At 69.0% G+C, this 15,906-nt stretch carries 13 protein-coding genes, 1 tRNA gene and 1 pseudogene; 8 read left to right on the plus strand and 7 right to left on the minus strand.

The window, feature by feature from the left end:
* Positions 1–196 precede the first annotated feature (196 nt).
* From x551_RS10805 to x551_RS10815, 3 genes are read left to right on the plus strand one after another with little or no spacing between them, the layout of a single operon-like run.
* Positions 197–3,142: a molybdopterin oxidoreductase family protein gene (locus tag x551_RS10805; protein ID WP_036232332.1), complete on the plus strand. Its 2,946-nt coding sequence runs from the start codon at positions 197–199 to the stop codon at positions 3,140–3,142.
* Positions 3,139–3,927, plus strand: a complete 789-nt coding sequence (locus x551_RS10810) for a 4Fe-4S dicluster domain-containing protein (RefSeq protein WP_231497634.1) — start codon at positions 3,139–3,141, stop codon at positions 3,925–3,927. The genes x551_RS10805 and x551_RS10810 overlap by 4 nt, the downstream gene beginning before the upstream one ends.
* Before the next feature lie 13 nt (positions 3,928–3,940).
* Positions 3,941–4,873, plus strand: coding sequence for a DmsC/YnfH family molybdoenzyme membrane anchor subunit (locus x551_RS10815; protein WP_036232335.1), 933 nt, complete (start codon positions 3,941–3,943; stop codon positions 4,871–4,873).
* A gap of 7 nt (positions 4,874–4,880) precedes the next feature.
* Here the strand turns inward: x551_RS10815 and x551_RS10820 are convergent, their stop codons facing one another.
* From x551_RS10820 to x551_RS10840, 6 genes and pseudogenes are all read right to left on the minus strand, one after another.
* A complete protein-coding gene (locus x551_RS10820; protein WP_011828457.1) occupies positions 4,881–5,198 on the minus strand; it encodes a transporter in 318 nt (105 codons plus the stop codon).
* Positions 5,199–5,322: 124 nt separating this feature from the next.
* Entirely contained in the window at positions 5,323–7,863 is a 2,541-nt protein-coding gene (locus x551_RS10825) for a PAS domain S-box protein (protein ID WP_081771297.1), read from the minus strand.
* Complete coding sequence (locus x551_RS28165) at positions 7,860–8,030, minus strand: hypothetical protein (RefSeq protein WP_343252131.1); 171 nt, start codon at positions 8,028–8,030, stop codon at positions 7,860–7,862. The genes x551_RS10825 and x551_RS28165 overlap by 4 nt, the downstream gene beginning before the upstream one ends.
* The gene (locus x551_RS10830; RefSeq protein WP_343252132.1) at positions 8,030–8,674 is read right to left on the minus strand and encodes an ABC transporter substrate-binding protein; all 645 of its coding nucleotides are present in this window, start codon (positions 8,672–8,674) and stop codon (positions 8,030–8,032) included. Before x551_RS10830 ends, x551_RS28165 begins: the two co-directional genes overlap by 1 nt.
* A gap of 64 nt (positions 8,675–8,738) precedes the next feature.
* On the minus strand, positions 8,739–9,431 hold the full coding sequence (locus tag x551_RS10835; protein ID WP_081771298.1) for an HD domain-containing phosphohydrolase: 693 nt from the start codon (positions 9,429–9,431) through the stop codon (positions 8,739–8,741).
* 112 nt (positions 9,432–9,543) lie between these two features.
* A pseudogene (locus x551_RS10840) lies at positions 9,544–9,899 on the minus strand (response regulator); the annotation flags it as partial.
* 110 nt (positions 9,900–10,009) lie between these two features.
* On the opposite strand from x551_RS10840, the gene x551_RS10845 reads away from it, so the two are divergent.
* The 5 genes from x551_RS10845 (at position 10,010) to x551_RS10865 (ending at position 15,605) form a co-directional block, all read left to right on the plus strand.
* Positions 10,010–10,651: an excisionase family DNA-binding protein gene (locus x551_RS10845; protein ID WP_036232338.1), complete on the plus strand. Its 642-nt coding sequence runs from the start codon at positions 10,010–10,012 to the stop codon at positions 10,649–10,651.
* Between the two features lie 14 nt (positions 10,652–10,665).
* Positions 10,666–11,406 carry a response regulator gene (locus x551_RS10850; protein ID WP_036232341.1) on the plus strand — a complete coding sequence of 247 codons (741 nt, stop codon included), beginning with the start codon at positions 10,666–10,668 and terminating at the stop codon, positions 11,404–11,406.
* A 161-nt stretch (positions 11,407–11,567) separates the two neighbouring features.
* The gene (locus x551_RS10855; RefSeq protein ID WP_051495707.1) at positions 11,568–12,086 is read left to right on the plus strand and encodes a chemotaxis protein CheW; all 519 of its coding nucleotides are present in this window, start codon (positions 11,568–11,570) and stop codon (positions 12,084–12,086) included.
* A gap of 41 nt (positions 12,087–12,127) precedes the next feature.
* Positions 12,128–13,876, plus strand: a complete 1,749-nt coding sequence (locus x551_RS28005; protein WP_036232343.1) for a methyl-accepting chemotaxis protein — start codon at positions 12,128–12,130, stop codon at positions 13,874–13,876.
* Between the two features lie 22 nt (positions 13,877–13,898).
* Positions 13,899–15,605 carry an ATP-binding protein gene (locus x551_RS10865; protein ID WP_051495708.1) on the plus strand — a complete coding sequence of 569 codons (1,707 nt, stop codon included), beginning with the start codon at positions 13,899–13,901 and terminating at the stop codon, positions 15,603–15,605.
* 21 nt (positions 15,606–15,626) lie between these two features.
* Here the strand turns inward: x551_RS10865 and x551_RS10870 are convergent.
* Positions 15,627–15,702: transfer RNA gene (locus x551_RS10870), tRNA-Thr, on the minus strand.
* Positions 15,703–15,906: the final 204 nt, after the last annotated feature.

Raw genomic sequence — 15,906 nt, forward strand, 5'->3', positions numbered from 1 at the left:
CCTCGAGCTGGCGCAGCCCAGGCGCAGCCGCGCGGGCAGCAGCGGCGGCGAGCCGTCGACCGCCACGGCGGCGCGCGCCGGGCGCCTTTTCTTTTGATCTGATTTATCGATCATCGTGAGCAATATTCTCCGCTTTTTCCTTTGAGTTCACGTCACTACCATCGATCGCAGCCCTCAGCCAACCCGGGACCGGACGGTGTTCAAGTTCCTCTCCAGCGATCCGATCCACGACCCGCTCGCGCCGCCGCTGCCGGCCGCGCCCACCGAGGTCAAGTGCACCACCTGCTACATGTGCGCGTGCCGCTGCGGCATCCGCGTGCACCTGCGGCAGGGCGAGAACGGCCCGGAGGTGCGCTACATCGACGGCAACCCCGCACACCCGATCAACCAGGGCGTGATCTGCGCCAAGGGCTCGTCGGGGATCATGAAGCAGGTCTCGCCGGCACGGCTCACGCAGCCGCTGCTGCGCAAGAAAGGCAGCGACCGCGGCGCCGGCGAGTTCGAGCCCATCAGCTGGGACCTCGCGTTCGAGATGCTCACCGAGCGGCTGCAGAAGATCCGCTCCACCGACCCGAAGAAGTTCGCGCTGTTCACCGGTCGCGACCAGATGCAGGCGCTCACCGGCCTGTTCGCGCGCCAGTTCGGCACGCCCAACTACGCGGCACACGGTGGCTTCTGCTCGGTGAACATGGCCGCCGGCATGATCTACACGATCGGCGGCTCGTTCTGGGAGTTCGGCGGCCCCGACCTCGACCACGCCAGGCTGTTCGTGATGATCGGCACCGCCGAGGACCACCACAGCAACCCGATGAAGATCGCGCTGAGCAAGTTCAAGCGCGCCGGCGGACGCTTCATCTCGATCAACCCGGTGCGCACCGGCTACTCGGCGATCGCCGACGAGTGGATCCCGATCAAGCCGGGCACCGACGGCGCCCTGTTCATGGCGCTGCTGCACGAGCTGATCGCGTCCGATCTGATCGACCGGCCCTTCCTGCAGCGCTACACCAACGCGCCGCAGCTGGTGGTGCTGGAGGACGGCGAGCGCGAGGGCCTGTTCGCCTTCGATCCGGCAGCGGGCCCGCCAGGCGACGGCCGCAACCCGCACAACAAGCTGGTGTGGGACCTCGCCAGCGGCAGCGTGAAGGCGGCCTACCCCGAGGGCATCGCCGAGGGCTGCGAGCCGGCGCTGGAAGGTCATTACCGGCTGGCCGACGGCACGCGCGTCGCGCCGTCGTTCGAGCTGCTGCGCGAGCGCGTGGCCACCTGCACGCCGGAGTGGGCGTCGCAGATCACCGGCATCCCGGCCGAGCGCATCCGCAAGCTGGCGCGCGAGCTGGGAGAGACAGCGCTGCAGCAGGCCTTCGAGCTGCCGATTCCCTGGACCGACGCCTGGGGCAAGCAGCACCCGACCACGAGCGCACGCCCGGTCGCCTTCCATGCGATGCGCGGCCTGGCGGCGCACTCCAACGGCTTCCAGACGGTGCGTGCGCTGGCGGTACTGATGAGCGTGCTGGGCACGATCGACGCGCCCGGCGGCTTTCGCCACAAGGCGCCCTACCCGCGCCACATCGTTCCCAACTACCGCGCGTTCAACTCGCCGGAGATGATCAAGCCCAACACGCCGCTCAACGCGGCGCCGCTGGGCTTCCCGGCCAGCCCCGACGAGCTGGCGATCAACCCCGACGGCTCGCCGATCCGCATCGACCACGCGTTCTCGTGGGAGCACCCGCTCTCGGCGCACGGCCTGATGCACAACGTGATCACCAACGCCACCAAGGGTGATCCCTACCGCATCGACACGCTGCTGATCTTCATGGCCAACATGGCCTGGAACTCGACCATGAACACCATGGCCGTGCGCGAGATGCTCAATGCGAAGGCCGACGACGGCGAGTTCAAGATCCCCTTCCTCGTGGTGTGCGACGCCTTCCAGAGCGAGATGGTGGCGTTCGCCGACCTGGTGCTGCCCGACACCACCTACCTCGAGCGCCATGACGTGATGAGCATGCTCGACCGGCCGATCTCGGAGTTCGACGGCCCTGTCGATTCGGTGCGCGTGCCGGTGCTGCCGCCGACCGGCCAGTGCAAGCCGTTCCAGGAGGTGCTGATCGAACTGGCCTCGCGACTCAAGTTCCCGGCCTTCACCACCGCCGAGGGCGGGCGCAAGTTCACCGGCTACCCGGACTTCGTGGTGAAGTTCGAGCCGCAGCCCGGCATCGGCTTCCTGATGGGATGGCGCGGCGAGCACGGCGACAAGCACCTGCGCGGCGCACCCAATCCGAAGCAGTGGGAGATGTACGAGAAGAACAACTGCGTCTTCCAGTACCACCTGCCCAAGGACATGCAGTACATGCGCAACTGGAACCGCGGCTACCTCGACTTCGCGAAGGAGCACGGCTGGCGCCAGCGCAACGACCCGGTGCAGCTGGCGCTGTACTCCGACACGCTGCAGAGCTTCCGGCTCGCGGCGCAGGGCAAGACCCCGGGCCGCCAGCCGCCCGAGCACCTGCGCGAACGCATCGCGACCTATTTCGATCCGCTGCCGTTCTGGTATCCGCCGCTCGAGTACGCGGCCACCGACGAGGCCGCCTACCCGCTCAACGCGATCACGCAGCGGCCGATGGCGATGTACCACTCCTGGGATTCGCAGAACGCCTGGCTGCGCCAGATCCACAGCCACAACTACCTGCAGGTCAACCCGCTCACCGCGCAGGCCGCGGGCATCGCCGACGGCGGCTGGTGCTGGGTCGAGAGCCAGTGGGGCAAGCTGCGCTGCATGCTGCGCTACAGCGAGGCGGTGGAGCCCGGCACCGTGTGGACCTGGAACGCGATCGGCAAGGCCGACGGCGCCTGGCAGCTCGCGCCCGGCGCCGACGAGTCGCGCAAGGGCTTCCTGCTCAATCACCTGATCTCCGAGGAGTTGCCGCTGCGCGGCCCGGGCGGTGCCGCGGGAACGATCAGCAACTCCGATCCGATCACCGGGCAGGCCGGCTGGTACGACGTGCGGGTGCGCATCCGCCCGGCGGCGCCCGAGGAGCCCGCGGAGACCTTCCCGCAGGTGAAGGCGACGCCGGCACCCCCCGGGGTGCGCGGCACGACGTCGCGGGTGCTGACCTATTTCGCGGGGCGCAAGACATCATGATCCAGTGGCTGAAAGACCTGATGAAGTCCGAGCTCGTCGCCGAGGCCCCGGCCCGGCGGAGCGACACGCCCTCGGCGCGCCGCGGTGACGGCGACGAACCGCCGGAGACGCTGGCCAAGCAACTGGCGCTGGTGATCGATCTCAACGTCTGCGTCGGCTGCCACGCCTGCGTCACCGCCTGCAAGCAATGGAACACGTCCGGCTCGGCCGGTCCGCTGGCCGACGAGAACGCCTACGCGGCCAGCCCGACCGGCACCTTCTTCAACCGCGTGCAGACCTACGAGGCCGGCGTCTTCCCCGGCACCGACACCGTGCACTTCCCCAAGAGCTGCCTGCACTGCGAGGAACCGCCCTGCGTTCCGGTGTGTCCCACCGGCGCGAGCTACAAGCGCAAGGAAGACGGCATCGTGCTGGTCGACTACGACAAGTGCATCGGGTGCAAGTACTGCTCCTGGGCCTGCCCCTACGGCGCACGCGAGCTCGACGAGGAACGGCAGGTGATGACCAAGTGCACGCTGTGCGTGGACCGCATCTACGACGAGCGGTTGCCGAAGGCCGATCGCCGGCCGGCGTGCGTGATGGCCTGCCCGACCGGTGCGCGCCTGTTCGGTGACGTGAAGGACCCGGACTCCGATGTGTCCAGGGCGATCCGCGAACGCGGTGGCTACGCGCTGATGCCGGAGTGGGAAACGCAGCCGGCCAACCAGTACCTGCCGCGCCGCATCACCGAGGTGGCCGGGCAGCAGCCCGACGGCGCGCCCGGACCCGCCGGCACGGCGCATTGAGCGGGGGCGACGCATGCACCCCGCGTTCTCGATCGTCTTCTTCACCACGCTGGCCGGCGTCGCGCAGGGCCTGGTGGTGGCGCTCGCCCTGGCGGTGCTGCTCGGCCCGGCACCGTCCGTCGGCTTCCTGAGCGCGGCGCTGCTGCTGGCCGGCGTGCTGCTGCTGCTCGGCCTGGGCGCCTCCTTCCTGCACCTGGGCCGGCCCGAACGGGCCTGGCGCGCGGTGCTGATGTGGCGCACCTCGTGGATGTCGCGCGAGGTGATCGTGCTGCCGGCCTTCATCGGCATCGTGGCGGTGTGGTGGCTGGCGCTTCGATGGGGCGTCGTCACGCCGTGGGCGACGCTGCTCCCGGTGGCGGCGCTGGTCGGCGCGGCCGTGCTCTGGTACTGCACGGCGATGATCTACGCCTGCGTGCGCTTCATCCAGGAGTGGGCCCACCCGCTGACGCTGGTGAACTACACGCTGATCGGCCTGTCGTCGGGGCTGGTGCTGGCCTGCGCGCTGGCGGCCGGCTACGGCGAGGCCGCACTGCTGCGCGCCGTGGCGCCCTGGGCGCTGATCGCGACGCTGGCCGCCTGGTTCACGCGCACGCTGGCGTTGCGCCGCAATGCCGCGCTGAAGCCGAAGTCGACGCTGCAGTCGGCCACCGGCATCCGCGCGCCGCAACTGGTGCAGAAGTCGATGGGCATGTCGGCGGGCTCGTTCAACACCCGCGAGTTCTTCCATGGCGTGGGGCTGGCCGCGATGCGGCAGACCAAGCTCGCCTTCCTGGTGCTCGGCTTCGCGCTGCCGTCGCTGCTGCTGGCCTGGGGCCTGCTCGGTGGCCCGGCCGCCGTGTGGTGGCTGGCGCTGCTGGTGCAGGCGCCGGGGCTGGTGGCCGAGCGCTGGTTCTTCTTCGCCCAGGCCCGCCACCCGCAGAACCTGTACTACCAGCAGGTGTCGTGAGCCGCGGCTACCCGGCGGCCAGGACTTCCAGGCGCTGCGACCACTCCTCGTAGGACCCGAGCAGCGTCCACTGGAAGTCGCACATGAAGTCGTAGCCGAGCTTGAACAGCGGCAGGTTGTGCGTCAGCGCGTCGATCTGCTCGACCGACTCCACCTCCACGATCGCCACCACCTCGTAGCGCCCCGGCACCTTCCAGACCTTCTGGATCACACCGGCCGCGACGCCGGCCGCCACCGCCGCCGACTCCTGCTTCCAGGCGCCGAAGAACTCCTGGTTCGACATGCGGTCGGGCTTGCGTAGATGGGCGTGAAGCAGCACTTGCATGGGTCTCCTCCGGAACGATGAAGCGGCCACTTTAGGGGCGTCGCCGCCCGCCCGTGCCCGCGGATTACCCTGCCAGCGCACCCTGCGCCCTGCAACGACCGACGCCGGCTTCCGGCCGGCCGCGTCAGGCCTCGTCGATCGGCATGGACTGCGTCTCCGCCGACGGCCGCGCGGGGAAATGGATGTCGAACACGCCGCCCCCGTCCGTCGCGTTGGAGGCTCTGATGCGCCCACCGTGCGCCTCGACGATCTTGCGGCAGATGGCGAGGCCCAGGCCGGTGCCGCCGGCACCGTTCTTCGTGGCACTGGACTGCACGAAGGCATCGAAGATGGCGTCGAGTTCCGCGGGCGGTATGCCCGGCCCGTGATCGCGGACACGCAGGTGGATCTCGCCGTTCGGCGTGGCGTGCCCGAAGACATCGATGCTCTGCCCGGTCGGCGAGAACTTGATCGCGTTCGCCAGGACGTTGCGGACCACCTGCTGGAAGCGCAGGGGATCGACCCTGGCCAGCAACGGGGCCTCCGACAGCTCGACATGCAGCCTCAGTTGTGCGCGCTGCAGCAGGGGATCGAGTTCGGCCGCCACGCTGCGGATCAGGCCACGCAGGTCGGTGCGCTCGAGGTGGAAGGTCCCGACCGCGCTTTCGATCTTGGAGACATCGAGCAGGTCGTTCACCAGCGCCAGCATGCGTTCACCGGACGCATGGATGTCCTGGAACATCGCCGCCAGTCGCTCGTCGTGCCGGCCCCGCATGAGACCGAGCTCCGAGAAGCCGAGGATGGACTGCAGCGGTGTGCGCAGCTCGTGGCTGATGTTGGCGATGAACTCGGACTTCGTACGCGACGCCTCCTCGGCGACGTTGCGCGCATCCCGCGTCGCGCGTTCGGCTTCCCGGAACTCGCTGACGTCCATCACCGTGGTCAGGATGCCCAGCGGATCACCCCTGTCGTTCGGGACCAGCACCTTCGTGACCACCACGTCGCGCAGCGAGCCGTCTCCATGCGCGATCTTTGCCTCGAAGCGCACCCGCCCGCCCCCACGCATCAGTCGACGATCATGCTCGGCATGCAACCCGGCCTCGCCGCTTTGAAGCAGGTCGACCGCCGGCCGGCCGACCACGTCGGCTCGCGAGCAGCCGAAGAATTCTTCCCAGGTCTGGTTCACGGTGGTGATGCGGCCCTCGGCGTCCGTCATCGACACGGGCACGGGGCTGATCTCCAGCAGCAGGCCGGTGAAGGCCAGCTGCGCCTGCAGGCGCTGCTTCGCGGCCCAGCGCTCGGTCACGTCGACCGCGCTGCCGGCAAAGCCTGCGATGCGGCCCTGCACGAGCAGCGGCGCCACGGCGACCTGGAAGCGATGCTCCCGACCGTCGGCGGCGCGCAGCGTCAGCTGGGCCGTGCGCAGCCCCGACGCGCCGTCGGGCGCAAACAGGGCATCGACCTCGGCGCGCTGTTCGTCGTCGACGAGGTCGTGCAATCGGCGGCCCAGTGCCTGGTCCGCCGATTCCCCGCTGACGGCCGACCAGCGCGCGTTGACGAAGGTGATGGCTCCCTGGGCGTCGGTGCGGAAGATCAGCTCCTGCACACTCTTGATCAGCACCGTGAGTTCGCGTTCGTGCCGGACCGCCCGTGCCTGGACGGCTTCGCGCTGCCGACGTGCGGCTTCGCGCGCGCGCAGGCTGCGCCAGACGGTCGCTGCGGTGACGACAAGCAGCGCCAGCCCGAAGGCGCCGATGAGCGCGATCCAGCGCATCGCGAGCAGCCAGTCCTCGACGGTCCGCGCGTAGGACTGCTCGACGATGGTGACCAGTGGCCGGCTGCCCGAGGCACGGAAGGCCACGATGCGGCGGCCCGGCCCGAAGCCCGCCCCCACGTAGCTGTCGTGGTCGCGCGTGTCCAGGTGTTCGCGGAACACGGGGTGCGTCGCGCCGCTGATCGGCACGACGGACAGGTCGCCCGCGCTGGCGATGACGCGACCGTCGAGCAGCGCCAGCACGGCAACGTCCCCGGCCCGGGAGATGGTCTGCGACTGGTAGTTGGAGAACGCGCCCGGGTTGACCAGGCCGACCAGCAGCAGTTCCCGACCTCCCGGCATCGGTACCTTGTGCAGGACGGGAACGAATCCGATACCGCTCACCGCCCCGCTCGGGCGGCGCACGTCGGCCAGATGGCGCCCCGCCACGAAGGGACCGACCGTGTCCTCGCTCTGCGTGGGCAGGCTGCCGAGCGCCTCGAGTTCGATGGTGCGTCCGACATCCGACCCCACCGAGCTGGCCAGCACGCGGCCGTCCATGTCGAGCAGCGCAATGCTGCGCATGAACGGCAGGCCCACCAGCGCCTGGGTCAAGGGGCTGTTCAGGCGAGTGGGGTCGGCGGGAAGGTCGGCCACACCGATCAGTTCGGCCAGGGCGGTCAGCGCCACCGAGGCTGTTTCCAGCGTGCTGGTGGCGTGGTCGTCGAGCACACGTGCCAGCAGCGCGCCTCGATCGATGCGTCCCTCGACGGCCTCGCGATGCTCGTACCAGCCGATGCCCGCGAGCGCAGCCACGAACAGGGTCACCATCAGCGCGGTGCCGGCGAACACGACACGGCCCGGCGACCAGTGCGCGCGGAGCTCGCCGGTCGCGTCCCCCGACTTGCGAGGCTCCATGGCGAGCCAACTCATCGGTCGACCACGATCGCGTCGAGGCCATGCCGGCCGGCGGCCTTCCTCAGCCGGCCATCGGCCTTGATGCGTCCGACGAAGGCGTCGAGCGCGTTCAGCCAGTCCTCGTCCCCGGGCCGCACCGCGTAGGCGTAGGGCAGCACGAACAAGGGCTGCGGCGGGGTCATCAGGCGCGCCCAGTCGGCGTTATCCAGCAGGCGTCGGCTGTAGCGTAGTCGGTCATGAAGACGTCGATACGGCCCGCCCCCAGCTCCCGCTCCCGCGAGGCGGGCGGCTTGACCACGACCAGCCGCGCGTGACGGAGGAACCCCTCCATCGCCGGCTCCATGAACGTCCCGGCCTGCACGCCGACCAGCACGCCCGGCTGATCGATGTCGCTCCACGTCCGCACGGCGGGGTGGCCCTTGGTGGTGATGCCGTAGATGCCGCTCTGGAGATAGGGCTGCGTGAAGCGAAGCTGCGCCATGCGCTGCGGCGTGCGCCCGACCGCGAACATGGCCACGTCGCACCGGTCGGCCTGGAGATCGTCGACAAGCGTCTCGAAGGACGACTCCACGTACTGCACCCCGGCCCGCAGGTCGGCCCCGAGCGCGGCCGACAGGTCGATGTCGATGCCGTCCAGCTGACGGGTGCGCGGGTGGCGGAAGGTGATGCCGTAGTAGTCGGGCCAGATGCAGACGCGCACCACGCCACCCGACCGGACCCGATCGAGCACCGGCCCGGCGTGCGCCGTCGGGAGAAGGCTCGTGAGCAGCACCAGCACCGCGCCGCCAAGCGCCGGCAGGGACAGGAAGGCTCGGACGGACCTCATCGGGACGCTCCTCTGGGTTCGGCAGGCCGTCGCGCGCCCGTCCGCGTCGGCGACGCCGCGGCGCTCAGGCGCCCACCAACTCCGCGAAGCCGGGCTGGGTGCGGTTCACGCGGTCTCGAAGCTCGATCAGTTCCGCTGCATTTTCCAGGAAGACATCGACGATGCGCGGATCGAACATCGCGCCACGCTGCTCCGTCAGCATCTCCAGCGCACGCTCGTCGCTGAAGGCAGGGCGGTAGCAGCGGCGCATCGTCAGTGCATCAAAGTAGTCGACGACTGCGACGATGCGACCCGAAAGCGGAATGTCCTCGCCGCGCAGCCCGGCCGGATAACCGCTGCCGTTGTAGCGTTCGTGGTGGGTCCGGGCCACCTCGGCGGCCAGTTGGAACAGCGCGACCCGGGAGCGCCCGAGGATCTCGGCACCGATGCTGGCATGCCGGTTCATGATCTCGCGCTCCGCAGGCGTCAAGGGCCCGGGCTTCTTCAGCACCTCGTCCGGGATGCCGATCTTGCCCACGTCATGCATCGGCGCCGCCTTGCGCATCATCGTCGCGAACTTGTCGTCCTCGCCCAGCATGAGCGCAAGCGCCTCGGCCAGGTAGCCGATGCGGACGATGTGCACGCCGGTGTCGTCGTCCCGGAAGTCGGAGGCCAGCGACAGGTGCAGCAGCGCCTCGTGGTGCGCGCGGGTGACCTCCTGCAGCGCTTCGTTTCGTTCCTGGTACATGCGCCCCAGGTCGGCGACGATGCGTTCCATCTGGGCGGCCGCGGCGGCCTCGAAGCTGTAGCCACGACGCGGCGCGACGGGCTGGGAGACGGGACGGGCGGACAAGGGATAGGAGATCATGGGCGTTGATTTCAGGCAGCTGCAGGCAGTCGATCGTCTCGATCAGTTGCAGCGGACTGAAGGGTTTGAGGAGGTAGGCATCGGCTCCCGCCTGCGCTCCGGCGTCCCGGTCCTGGCTCTGGCCGCGCGCGGTCAGCAGCATGACCTTGGTATGCGCCAGGCTGGGTTCGGCTTGATGCGGCGGCAGGCCTCCAGGCCGTCGTACTCGCCGGGCATCATCACGTCGAGCAACACCACATCGGGCCGCAGCTGCAGCGCCGCCGCCACGCCGACCGGCGCCGCATTCGCCTCGTGGATCTCGCAGTGCTCGAACTCCAGCGTCATGCGGATCAGCTTGCGGATGTCCGCATGGTCTTCGACGATCAGGATCTTCTTCATGTCGGGGTCAGGCTGCAAAGTGCCTCTATCATAAAACTCATTTTTATCACTTCAAATCCGAACCTCGATCCATTGCCCATCGATCCCCAGAAATCGGCAAAATTGCGCAAATGAATTCCTCCACAACCGCAGCCCTCGCCGGCGAGCACTTCACGACCCTGGAAGTGGCGCAGCGTCTCGGGCTGGCCGTGCGCTCGGTCCAGTTGATGGTGGATCGGGGCGAGCTCGAGGCGTGGAAGACTCCGGGGGGGCATCGCCGCATCTCGCGCGCATCGGTCGATCGCTGGCTGGCCTCGCGCAGCGGGCTGCCCCAGGCCACCTCAGCACCGGATGAGCCGCCGCGCTCGTCCGGGGAGCCGGCCCGGCCACGGCGCGTGCTGCTGATCGAGGACTCCAAGCACTTCCAGAACCTCGTCGCCCTGCTGGTGCGCCAGCAGTTCCCGGACGTCGAGCTCCACGTGGCCGACGACGGCGTCGCCGGCCTCATCCTCTACGGCCGCCTGCAGCCGGAAGTCCTGGTCGTCGACATCCTGCTGCCCGGCATCGATGGCGCGACGCTGATCACCAGCCTGCGCGCGCAGCCCGAGCTCTTCCACGGCCAGCTGATCGTCGTGACCTCGCTCGACGCCGACCAGCGCGACCCCTACGCCTTCGCCCTGTCCGGCGTGCCGGTGGTGCACAAGCCGCGGCTGGTCATGGATCTGCCGCCGCTGTTGACTCAGGCCCTGAGCCGGTCGCTCCTGCCGGCCTGAGCCGGGGACGCCACATGAGCACCCGGCGCGTCATCCTGGTCGAGGACGATGCCTCCCTGCGGCGCTTCGTGGCCCTCGCGCTGGAGGACCTCGACCTCGATCTCGTGGCCTGCGTCGACGTCCCTTCGGCGATGGCGGCGCTGCAGGCCGGGCCGGCGCGCCTGCTGATCACGGACCTGATGCTGCCCGGCGAATCGGGCCAGTCGCTGCTCGAGCGCCTGCATCGCGAACCCGGGCTGAAGGGGGCGGCACGCGTGGCCGTCTTCAGCGCCGGCCTGACCGTGGCCGTGCGCCAACGCCTCGAAGGGCTGGGCGTGTGGCGCCTGCTGTCCAAGCCGGTTTCGGTGGCAGACCTCGCGGCCTGCGTGACCGACGCGCTCCGCGACGAGGCCCCCGCAGCCCTCGTGCCCGCCGTCGGCGTCACGGCCGCCGAGGCCGCCTCCGCCGCCGCCATCGACCGGCACTTCGGTGGCAACGCCGACCTGTACCGAGCCTTCCGAGCCAGCTGCCTGGCACAGTTCACCGAAGACCTGCGGCAGGGGGATACCGCCTGCCGATCCGAGGACACCGCTCAGCTGCGGCGCATTGCCCACAGCCTGAAATCGGTGCTGCTGACGCTGGGTCATCACGCCGCCTCGCAGGCGGCTCGCGAGTTGGAGGACCACGCCGCCGCCGACGACGGGTCGGCTGCCCGTCCTGCCTGGATCAGGCTGCGCGAACAGATCGCCCTGCTCACCGACACGCCAGCGGCGTAGCCGCAGCCAGCCGCAACCCGGCCACGCTCGTGAGCGCGCGTGCCGTGATATTTCACGCATTTTCATATTTGATAAAAACGAAATTCTTTCGGCGTTGATATACATTTGTATCACTTTATGGTGAATCAAATGAATCAAATTCTCCGTATCAGGAGCGTCGAATGAATCTCGATGCCCCGACCAGCATCGCCAGACGCGAGGTCGCGGTGCCGTGCCGGCCCGCCAGGCCCGGCGAGTTCCTCAGCTTCACGCTGGGTTCGCAGGACTACGGCGTCGATCTGCTGCGCGTGCAGGAGATCCGCCGCTACGAGGCACCGACCCACATCGCGAACGCACCGGCTTCGCTGCGCGGCGTGCTCGACCTGCGCGGCGAGATCGTGCCGGTGCTGGACCTGCGCACGCTGGTCGGCATCGAGTCGCCTCGCTTCGGCGACACCACGGTCATCGTGGTGCTGACCCTCGGCGACAGCACCCTGGGCGTCATCGCCGACACCGTCTCGGATGTCGTTCGCGTCGGTGCCGACGAGTTGCACTCGCTGCCGGCGATGAACGGCCTGGCCGACGCGAAGTTCTTCACCGGCGTGGCCACGGTTGCGGCGCGAATGCTCGTCCTGATCGACGTCGACGCCCTTTCGACGTGCTGCGGGGGACTGGTCGCCTCGACCCACCCGACGCACTGACCCGCCCCTGCCTACATCCGGCGACCGAGGAGACCCGCCCCATGAAAGCCCTGAACGACCTGCCCATCAAGCTGAAGCTGTCCGCTGCCTTCGGCCTGCTGCTCGCACTGATGCTGGCGCTGGCCGGCTTCAGCCTGCTGCAGATGTCCACCATGCACCACAGCACCGAGGAGATCAGTGGCAACTGGCTGCCGTCGGTCGAGGTGATCAACAAGCTCAACACCAACACGTCGGATTTCCGGATCGCGCAGATGGAGCATGTCCTGAACACCGATCCCGCCGCCATGGATCGGATCGAGAGCGCGCAGAAGGCCGTCCTGGAGGACCTCGAACGGAACCGGGCGGTCTACCTCCCGCTGATCAGTGACGACGGAGAGCGGCGGCTCTACGACACGTTCTCCACCTATTGGTCGCGTTACCTGGCGCTCAACGTTCAGGTCCTCGCGCACTCCCGGGCCAACGAGAACCAGCAGGCCAAGGCTCTCCTCGAAGGCGAGGCGCTCAAGCTCTTCGATTCGGCGAGCCAGGTCCTGGACAAGCTCAGCGACATGAACCACGAAGGAGCTGCGCTCGCCACGAAACAGGCCGAACGCGGCTACCTCGCGGCACGCAACGGCCTGTTCCTGTCGCTCGGTGTGGCCGTGCTGGGCGCGCTTGCGGCCTCGTTCTGGCTGATCCGGAGCATCGTCGGGCCGCTGGCCCGGGCCGTCGCCGTTGCCGACCGCGTGGCCGAAGGCGATCTCAGCGGGCAGGTCGTCGTGCATTCGGAAGACGAAGTCGGCCGGCTGCTCGCCGCGATGCGACGCATGCAGGACAGCCTGATCGGCGTGGTCGGCACCGTGCGGCAGAACGCCGACAGCTTGGCAACTGCAAGCGTGCAGATCTCCCAGGGCAACCACGACCTCAGCAGCCGCACCGAGGAACAGGCGTCCGCGCTGGAGGAAACCGCCGCGTCGATGGAAGAGATCCAGAGTACCGTCAAGCAGAACGCCGACAACGCCGCCCAGGCCAATCAGCTCGCCCGCAGCGCCAACGACGACGCCGGCAAGGGCGGCGCGATCGTCGGGGAGGTGGTCGACAAGATGAAGGAAATCGACGCGGCCTCGCGCCAGATCGTGGACATCATCGGCGTGATCGACGGCATTGCCTTCCAGACCAACATTCTCGCCCTGAATGCGGCGGTGGAGGCCGCGCGAGCCGGCGAACAGGGTCGTGGCTTCGCCGTCGTGGCCACCGAGGTGCGCACGCTGGCCCAGCGCAGCGCCGACGCAGCCAAGCAGATCAAGGCGCTGATCACCGCCAATGCCGAACGCGTCGACCAGGGCAGCGCACTCGTGGCGCAGGCCGGGGCCTCGATGACGGAGATCATGCAGTCGATCCGCCGCGTGACCGACATCATGGGCGAGATCAGCTCCGCCAGCCAGGAACAGTCGTCCGGCATCGCGCAGGTGGCCGAGGCCGTGACGCAGATGGATCAGGTGACGCAACAGAACGCCGCGCTGGTCGAGGAAAGTGCCGCAGCCGCCGAAAGCCTGAAGCAGCAGGCCCAGCAGCTCGTTTCCGCCATGTCGGGTTTCCGTCTTCCGGACCAAGACAGCGCGCCGGCCCGCGAGAGCCGCACGACCGCAGCGCAACAGACCAAGGCCGCGCCGCTCCTGCCGGATCGCCGAGGCCCGGGCCGCGCAACCAACGTGACGCGCCCTGCCTTCGGCCAGCCGCCCGCGGGTCCCCGCACGGCTGCAGTGCAGACCGTGGCGCGCACGGGAACCGACGACTGGGAATCGTTCTGAGACTCGCGGAGGAGCCTGAACCGTGAACCTTCCTGCATGGTCCCTCAGCCGGAAGGCCGCCGTCGGCGCCGCGTCGATCCTGCTGATCTTCTGGTTGGCCGTGCTGGGCGTGCTGCACACCGAGCGGCTGCAGGCACTGGAAACGCAGGCGACGCACAACGCCAACCTGGCCCGCGCGCTCGAGGAACAGACGGTTCGTGTGATCGCCACGATCGACCAGGCGACCCTCCGGATGCGCGATGCGGTGCGCACCGGCGACGATGCGCTGTCCGACATCGCCCAGTTCGCCAACGAGACCGGCCTGGCGCCTTCCATCCTGGTGCAGCTCTCGCTGATCGCGCCCGACGGCAGGTTCGTCGGGAGCAATCTCGACCCCGATGGGCGCAAAACAGGCCCTGTCGACCTGTCGGAGCGCGAGCATGTGCGCGTCCATCTCGCGCCTCAGGCGGCACCCAAGTTGCAGCAGCAGCTCCACGCGAACGGGCTTTTCATCGGCAAGCCCGTGCTCGGCAAGGTGTCGGGTCGGTGGACGGTGCAGCTGTCGCGGCGCATCGATGGTCCAGGCGGTGAGTTGCGGGGCGTGGTCGTCGCGTCGCTCGACCCCAGTTACTTCGAGAACCTCTACCGCAGCGTGACGCTGGGCCGGCAGGGCGGCGTGACCATGACCGGCGCCGATCTGGTGATTCGCGCCCGCGTGGTCGGGGACACCAGCGTCGGCATGGGCGGCCGGATCGGCCCCACGAGCCCCATGGCTCGCGCCGACGTCGGCCGGTCGGGCGACTACATCGGCGTGAGCACGGTGGACGGTGTCGAGCGGATCGTCGGCTACCGACGCATCGACGACTACCCGCTGTACGTGCTGGTGTCCTCGTCCACCGAGGAGTCGCTGGCGGAATGGCGCGCGATGCGCAACACCACGCTGTTCCTCGCCGCCCTGTTCAGTGCCGCCGTCATGGCCGCCACCGTCCTCTTCCTGTCGAGCGTCCGGCGCCTCGAGGCGACCAACCTCGCGCTGGCCGCCAGCGAGGCGCGGGCACAGTCGGCCAACCAGGCCAAGACCGAGTTCCTGGCCGCGATCTCGCACGAGCTGCGCACGCCGCTCACCAGCATCCGCGGCTTCGCAGAGCTGATGGAGAAGCGGCTCGAGCAGCAGAAGTTCAGGGAACAGGCCGGCATGATCCGCCGTTCCGCGGAGAACCTGAACGCGCTGCTGACGGAGATCCTGGACTTCGCGAAGGTGGAAGCCGGGGCGATGCGTGTGGATGCCGTTGACGTGGAGATCCGCCCTCTGGTGCGCGGCGTGTTCGACTTCTTCGCCGTGTCGGCCGCCGACAAGGGGCTGGAGCTGCAGCTGCAGGTGGCCGATGGCACGCCGGACAGCGTGGTCGGCGACGAACTGCGGCTGAAACAGATCCTGAACAACCTGCTGTCCAATGCGATCAAGTTCACCTCGCAGGGCCAGGTCCGGATCGAAGTGACGCACGCGGAGCGCCAGCTGCAGCTGCATGTCGTCGACACCGGCCCGGGCATCGCCCCGGACCTCCACGACGTGATCTTCGAGCGCTTCCGGCAAGGCAACGACCGCGTGTCGACCGAGCACGGCGGCACGGGCCTGGGGCTGGCGCTTTCGCGTGGGCTGGCCGAACTGATGGGCGGGCGGCTGACCGTCGTGTCGGAGATCGGACGCGGGGCCCGGTTCACGCTGTGGATGCCGGACCGCGCGCTCTGATACCGCGGTGCCGCGGGAGGGTGGTGCCGGCTTTCGGAATCGAACCGAAGACCTTCCGCTTACAAGGCGGGTGCTCTACCAACTGAGCTAAGCCGGCGTGCCGTGAGGATTGTAGGAGGGGTGCCTGGGCGGCGCGCACTGCGCCGCTGTCTGCGGCCGGCGCTGCTTTTACTTGACGCGCTTGAGCGAGGGACGGCCGCTACCGGGCGGCTCGGGCGGCGTGGGCTCGTCTTCGTCGGCCGCGCGTGCGCCCTCGTCCCCGGGCGACGGATCTGCGGCCGGCGTCTCGGCCAGCCGGAGG

Source organism: Methylibium sp. T29 (assembly GCF_000576205.1).
In the GTDB taxonomy this organism is placed as follows: domain Bacteria; phylum Pseudomonadota; class Gammaproteobacteria; order Burkholderiales; family Burkholderiaceae_C; genus Methylibium; species Methylibium petroleiphilum.

Coding starts and splice junctions, on each gene's coding strand:
- x551_RS10835 (WP_081771298.1), bottom strand. CDS start 9,431: ATGGAACGCATCGTCGCCGACCTGGGGCGCATGTACCAGGAACGAAAC.
- x551_RS28165 (WP_343252131.1), bottom strand. CDS start 8,030: ATGACCCCGCCGCAGCCCTTGTTCGTGCTGCCCTACGCCTACGCGGTG.
- x551_RS10850 (WP_036232341.1), top strand. CDS start 10,666: ATGAGCACCCGGCGCGTCATCCTGGTCGAGGACGATGCCTCCCTGCGG.
- x551_RS10810 (WP_231497634.1), top strand. CDS start 3,139: ATGATCCAGTGGCTGAAAGACCTGATGAAGTCCGAGCTCGTCGCCGAG.
- x551_RS28005 (WP_036232343.1), top strand. CDS start 12,128: ATGAAAGCCCTGAACGACCTGCCCATCAAGCTGAAGCTGTCCGCTGCC.
- x551_RS10855 (WP_051495707.1), top strand. CDS start 11,568: ATGAATCTCGATGCCCCGACCAGCATCGCCAGACGCGAGGTCGCGGTG.
- x551_RS10825 (WP_081771297.1), bottom strand. CDS start 7,863: ATGAGTTGGCTCGCCATGGAGCCTCGCAAGTCGGGGGACGCGACCGGC.
- x551_RS10815 (WP_036232335.1), top strand. CDS start 3,941: ATGCACCCCGCGTTCTCGATCGTCTTCTTCACCACGCTGGCCGGCGTC.
- x551_RS10845 (WP_036232338.1), top strand. CDS start 10,010: ATGAATTCCTCCACAACCGCAGCCCTCGCCGGCGAGCACTTCACGACC.
- x551_RS10820 (WP_011828457.1), bottom strand. CDS start 5,198: ATGCAAGTGCTGCTTCACGCCCATCTACGCAAGCCCGACCGCATGTCG.
- x551_RS10830 (WP_343252132.1), bottom strand. CDS start 8,674: ATGAGGTCCGTCCGAGCCTTCCTGTCCCTGCCGGCGCTTGGCGGCGCG.